Annotated in this window: 5 protein-coding genes; 1 reads left to right on the top strand and 4 read right to left on the bottom strand. The window is 36.8% G+C overall.

The features are described from left to right. Window positions 1-153: 153 nt before the first annotated feature. The gene (locus tag ACFSFW_RS19415; protein ID WP_388040649.1) at window positions 154-1,440 is read right to left on the bottom strand and encodes an Nramp family divalent metal transporter; all 1,287 of its coding nucleotides are present in this window, start codon (window positions 1,438-1,440) and stop codon (window positions 154-156) included. Between the two features lie 507 nt (window positions 1,441-1,947). On the opposite strand from ACFSFW_RS19415, the gene ACFSFW_RS19410 reads away from it, so the two are divergent. Continuing rightward, complete coding sequence (locus ACFSFW_RS19410; RefSeq protein ID WP_304220576.1) at window positions 1,948-2,655, top strand: SDR family oxidoreductase; 708 nt, start codon at window positions 1,948-1,950, stop codon at window positions 2,653-2,655. 74 nt (window positions 2,656-2,729) lie between these two features. Here the strand turns inward: ACFSFW_RS19410 and ACFSFW_RS19405 are convergent, their stop codons facing one another. From ACFSFW_RS19405 to ACFSFW_RS19395, 3 genes are all read right to left on the bottom strand, one after another. Then, on the bottom strand, window positions 2,730-3,947 hold the full coding sequence (locus tag ACFSFW_RS19405) for an MFS transporter (RefSeq protein WP_388040647.1): 1,218 nt from the start codon (window positions 3,945-3,947) through the stop codon (window positions 2,730-2,732). 48 nt (window positions 3,948-3,995) lie between these two features. Further along, entirely contained in the window at window positions 3,996-5,021 is a 1,026-nt protein-coding gene (locus tag ACFSFW_RS19400) for an ROK family transcriptional regulator (RefSeq protein ID WP_388040646.1), read from the bottom strand. Window positions 5,022-5,530: 509 nt separating this feature from the next. After that, the gene (locus ACFSFW_RS19395; RefSeq protein ID WP_388040644.1) at window positions 5,531-5,854 is read right to left on the bottom strand and encodes a hypothetical protein; all 324 of its coding nucleotides are present in this window, start codon (window positions 5,852-5,854) and stop codon (window positions 5,531-5,533) included. Between the last annotated feature and the right edge of the window lie 233 nt (window positions 5,855-6,087).

Genomic DNA, 6,087 nt, shown 5'->3' with positions numbered 1-6,087 from the left:
CTTCCGCCACTACGGCGTGTTCGGGACTTTCACCCGTTAGTCCGATGCGCTGCCAAGCGCACAAAAGTAGCAAGGGGCGCGCCCCTTGCTTTTTTTGTGTGAAAGTAAAGAATAACTTTGAACCCTGAAGTGTGAACATAACATATACGGAAGCTAAAAAAGCATATCAATGAGCTCACTGCCACCAAGGTATACAAAGAGTAAAATAATTAATACTAAGTATAGATTAGAAGCTTTTCCATTACGATAAACAGGGTCAATTTGTTTAGAGTTTAATAAATATAATAAGCCTAATGAAAGTGCTGGCATAAATATGGATCCAAGAATGCCATAAATAAAAACAATTGCAACGGGCTCATTAAATAACAAAAGTAACATAGGCGGGAATGTCATCCAAACAAGATACGCGCGATAAGCTGGATCTTTTTCAGAAATTGGTTGATTTAGTTTATTATTCTTCTTTCCACCATTTCGTACTATTCGCACAAAGTCAGCAAAAAGATAAGAAATACCTTGCCATGGCCCTAAAACCGATGTAAACACCGCTCCGTAGAATCCTAGCAATAGAAGCCAACGTGCTACATTTCCGAACCTCTCACCATAAGCATCGGCTAATCCAAGAAGTCCCTGGTTTCCATTAATGGTCGTGCCAGTGCCGAATAATAATTCAGCTGCAATAATCATGATTGCCACTGCAAAAATCCCAGTAACTGTATAGGCTACGCCATTATCTATTCTCATTGTTGGCATCCATCGCTTACCGCTCCAGCCCTTTGCCTGTAACCAATACCCATAACAAGCTAATGTAATCGAACCACCTACTCCACCAATTAATCCGAGTATTGTCGCAAATGAACCTTTTGGCACAGAAGGGATTACTTGATACGTGACATCATTCGAACTAGCCAAAATAATAATTGCCGATCCAACCACTGTAATAAACATTATGCCAACAAACACCATCATGACTTTTTCTAATAAATGATATCTACCAAACCAAACTAATATAAAACCAGCGATAGAGGATACAATCGCTCCTAACCAGACAGGCGTACCAGGTATCAATGCGGCTAAAACCATTCCACATACAGTGGGTGCTGCAACTCCATAAATAATCCCAAATAAAATGGCATACCCTCCAAAATAAGAAGTAGCAACCCACCCTAACGAATGCCAACTTTGTAGAAATGTAGTACCTGTCGCTAGATACAATCTTCCTATCCCTTCACTAAGAATAAATTTAATGAATGCCCCTACGAAGACTGCCCACAATAACATTAACCCGTAATTAACACCTGCTATAGAAGCCATAATTAGGTCCCCTGCTCCTACACCAGTTGCAGCAACAACGATCCCTGGACCAATAACTGATAATTTCCCTTTTAAAGTTGATGGTGGATTAGCTAAAGGTTCATACGTTCTTTCTACTTTCGTTTCCAAATTATCAAACACCCCATTTTTTATTAGTTTTGTTTCAAAATACACAGCACTTCTGCTAAGGTCGATATGTACAAAATACCTTTTCCCAATATAAATGCATTAAATAAAATATCACTAAAATAATGGCTATTTTTTTATATACGTTATCACCCCACCTTTGTATTAATTTTCCTAATAATCTAAATATATTTAAACTTACCATGTAAGCGTTATCAATTCATTGGTTGTAATGTAAAAAAATAACCCTGGGTAATTTTACAAAATGTAAAATTCATTACTATTTTACTATTTCTTTTTCATCTATCTATTACTTTCTACACAAGAAAAAAGCGGGCTCCAATTAACCCGCTGGGACACAGGGACAGGTACACTGTCCCACTCTCTAAAAATACCTTTTCCCTAAATATGGTATAATTTTATACATAAGCTAATTAGTTATTATTGTATAGAAATTTAGACTGGGATGAAAATAAACGGTATTTCTAATCCATGTAGGAGGTTGTAAGGTTGGCTCAATTACAAGGAAAAACAGCAATTATTACAGGAGCGAGCAGTGGAATTGGTGCAGGTATTGCAAAAGAACTGGCTAGGGAAGGCGCAAATGTTGTCTTGGCTGCCCGTAGTATAGAGAAACTAGCCGAAGTAGAAAGAGAAATAAATGAACAAGGAAATGGAAAGGTCTTAACAATACAGACGGATGTAACAAATAAACAAAATGTTGAAGACTTAGTCAAAAAAGCTGAGGAAGCATACGACCACGTTGATATTTTTGTGAATAACGCAGGACAAATGCTTTCTTCGCAAGTTCGATTAGGAAAAGTAGATGAATGGGAAAGCATGATTGACGTTAATATAAAAGGAGTACTTTTCGGTATTCATTCCGTACTACCGTCCATGCTTGAACGCTCCAGTGGCCATATTATTAACATCGCGTCTGTTTCAGGCTTTGAAGTAACGAAGACCAGTACTGTCTACAGTGCAACGAAATTTGCAGTCCGCGCAATTTCCGCAGGACTAGAAAAAGAACTAGCTAAAACCGGTGTCCGGGTCACCAATATATCTCCAGGTATGGTAGACACTTCTTTAGGTAACGGTAGTCCACGGAATAACGAACGGAAAAAACTAGAACCAAAGGATATTGCAAAAGCAGTGGTATACGCTGTAACTCAACCGGATTATGTAAATGTAAACGAAATAACCGTTCGCCCTGTTTAATAGCAACTTAAATCCTATAGAACAAGAATCAGGCTGGACCCATTCTTGGATCCAGCCTGATTCTTGTGAATTGATTACAGTCGAGTTGTCAGTAAAAGTTTGGTTTTCAATAGACTATTAAGTTTCTCTGAGCTTAGAATCATTGCTAATACAAACATAGCAACACAAATTGGGAAGATCCCAATTGTTGATTGAGATGCAATAAAACCTAAGAGAGGTGGCATGAATGTAGTGCCTGTATATGCAACTGCCATTTGATAGCCCATTATTGTTTGAGAATGTTTTTTTCCAAAACGTGTAGGTGTCTCATGTAACATACACGGGAATATCGGCGCTAATCCTAACCCAATAATAATAAAACCTATAAGTGAGAAAATTGATGGCAACGGTAATACTAATACAATGGCACCTGTTAACGCGATTATTTGTCCCACCCTTATTAGAGTACGGTTCGTCATTTTAAAGGTAATAAAACCTGTTATCAATCTACCAATTGTTATTCCGGCATAATAAAAGGAAACCCATTTTGCAGCAGTTGCCGGGCTTAAATCTTTGACATTTACTAAGAAGCTACTTCCCCAAAGCCCAACCGTTGCTTCAACCGCACAATAAAACAAGAAGGATGCAAGAGCCAGCTTAACTCCTTTTATCTGCAATGGCCTTACATCTTTTACATCTTCTTCATCATATTGTGCAACTTTTGCAGCTTCCTTCCCTGCATTTAAGGTGATATTGTTGCTTTTTGTCACTCTATTCCATAAAGGCAATGTAAAGAGAAGGATGATAACTAACGTAAACTGAAGAACAGAAATAACAAGATATCCACTTCTCCAAGCGTTTTCCTCTAAAATAAACTGCGCCATAATGATTGGTCCAAGTGTAGCGCCTACTCCCCAAAAACAATGTAACCAACTCATATGATGTGCCTTATAATGTGTAGCCACATAATCATTTAGTCCTGCATCAACTGCTCCTGCCCCTAACCCAAGTGGGATTGCACATACAATTAACCAAGCAACCGATGGAGCAAAATGAAATCCTAGCAAAGCACCAGCAGTCATTAAGACACTGACAAATGTCACCTTGCCTGTGCCGAAGCGTTTAAGCACCTTGCCGCTAACTAAACTGGAGATAATTGTACCCCCGGCAATTGTCATAAAAAGGTATCCAGCAGTCTCGAGGGGTGCCCCAAAATCTGGCCGCATCGCGGGCCACGCTGCCCCCAATATCGAATCAGGTAAACCTAGGCTGATGAAAGCCAAGTAGATGATTAATAAAAGGAATGTAGTCATATTTAAACCTCACATTAATTTTTTGTGTTAAACCATTTCGGATTTACTTTACTTACTCGTTTCACTGATCAGAAGCTCAAGTCCAAGACTTTGCAATCCAAATAAATAATCTTGTTTCCAATCACTGATTGTAAGCTTTGGAAGATGTTTAGAGGGGATATATTTTGAGCTTACGATTAAGACTCTTTCTAATACTTCGTTTTCAACTTCATCTCTACAAAAAATGATGGTATGGGGGTTAATAATAGCTACAAATGATGCAACTAATCTAGTTATTGCATCAATCTGATTTTCATCATATATTCGTTGATTGTTAGAACTACTATCAATTTCCATTGCCTCTCCAAAATTTCGATCATTATACTGTGGGATAAATGAAACCTCTCCGGAGAAAAAAGTACTTCCTCGAACGATGTCACCGTTTATCATAATTCCTGCACCTGGGCCATTCTGACCAAAATACAAATAGATTAGAGATTCATTTTTCTTAATACCTCTGTTTGTATGATAGCCCAGAACTGCAGCGTTCATATCGTTCTCTACCACAACTGGTACAGCAAAACGTTCCTCATAGTATCCTTTTAAATCAAAACCTTGGAACCGTTCGTAACCTGGAATATAAAAGATTTGACCACTGTCGACCGAACCTGGAACGCCGATTGCAATTGAGCTGATTTTTGGATACTTAGTCATCGTATTTTCAATACACTTAGTCAATAAATCTAATCCATCATCATTTAATACACTCGGAAGTATTCCTTGTTCTTTTACTTCTCCCACGCAATTAAAAACAATATAATTTGTCTCTGTCTTCTCTAAGAAAAGGGCTAGGCCAAGCATGTACTCAGGATTGTACGAATACCTTTTTGCTCTTCTCCCACCGTTTGATTGATCTAAGCCGACTGAAAGAATTTCCCCATTTCGCTCCATCTCTGCTAAGAACTTACTGATTGTAGGAAAACTGATCCCCAATTTGTTACTTAGTTCAACCTTTGTTGCACTCGCTTTTTCTAAAAGAACTTTACGAATACCTATAAGAATCGTCCTTTTCATTGATTTTGGAGTGGTATTCATAACTGTTTCCTCCCTATCTATCAAACTTATTAAAGACCTTTAAAAAGTTTTGTGACTTATTAAACGTATTTAATAAGTACCCAATAATGAAAATCTTACCAGATTTAATTCCTGGAAGCAATCTAAGAGATACCTATACAAGTAGATCGCTTCAATGATGCAAAAAAACGAGACAGTGTCCTCTCCTCTGCCCCGCTAATATCGGCAAAAAAGGCTGAATAAAGGGTAGCTTAAATAAAAAAACCAAAGTGTAACAGAATTCTATGGAGCCATTTGTTTTTATAGAATCGAGGTTTCCAATAAATAAAAATAAAAAGACTGGATCCTATGGATCCAGCCCTATATCGGTTGGAATAAAAGAATGGAACCAATTTTGTTAATTTTACTTGGTCCAAAGAAGGAGGTGGTAACGACTAAAAATAAAAAGTATGGAACCACCAGAAAATACCACATAAAAAAAGTTGGAAACCTAATCTTGAAGGAAAGCACCCGTTACCTGAATATAGTTATTAATGTGCTACTGAATTAGTCGCTAGATAAAAAGCCATAAATACACTAAAACAACCTAAAAGAATAAGAATTGTAAAAACAATCTTTCTACCTATCTGTCCTAAGAAATAAGTATTCACTAATAAGTAGTAGATAATAGCAATTCCACCAATAAATAATAAAAATTCTTTGGTGTAATCACTTGAAGGGAGTGGACTTGTTATATTAGTTAATGCTAATCCACTAAAAATGAATATACCTATTATATTAAGCAATTTTCTCATACTTATTTCTTTACTGGTTGCAATTTCAACGTTTTGAGAAGTTTGAACATTGGTTTCCAAAATGACACCTCCACATTATAGACCTTAATAACTATACTGATTTATCGAATAAATGTTTCGTAAATATTCTATTTGCTTATTAAATAATCCTGCCCGTTTGAACAAGAAGTGACTATTATTTCTTATCTTTGTGTTTAAGAACCAAATAGTAAAACACCAAATACTTAGCACACAGTTTATATATTTATCGTATTAGTAGCTAATAATAAGATCTAAAGAATAGGCTCTGTTAA

It is taken from the genome of Ferdinandcohnia salidurans (assembly GCF_042680725.1).
In the GTDB taxonomy this organism is placed as follows: domain Bacteria; phylum Bacillota; class Bacilli; order Bacillales; family Bacillaceae_L; genus Ferdinandcohnia; species Ferdinandcohnia salidurans.
Note: the sequence above shows the minus strand (reverse complement) of the source record. Positions and strands in the feature narration are given on the sequence as shown.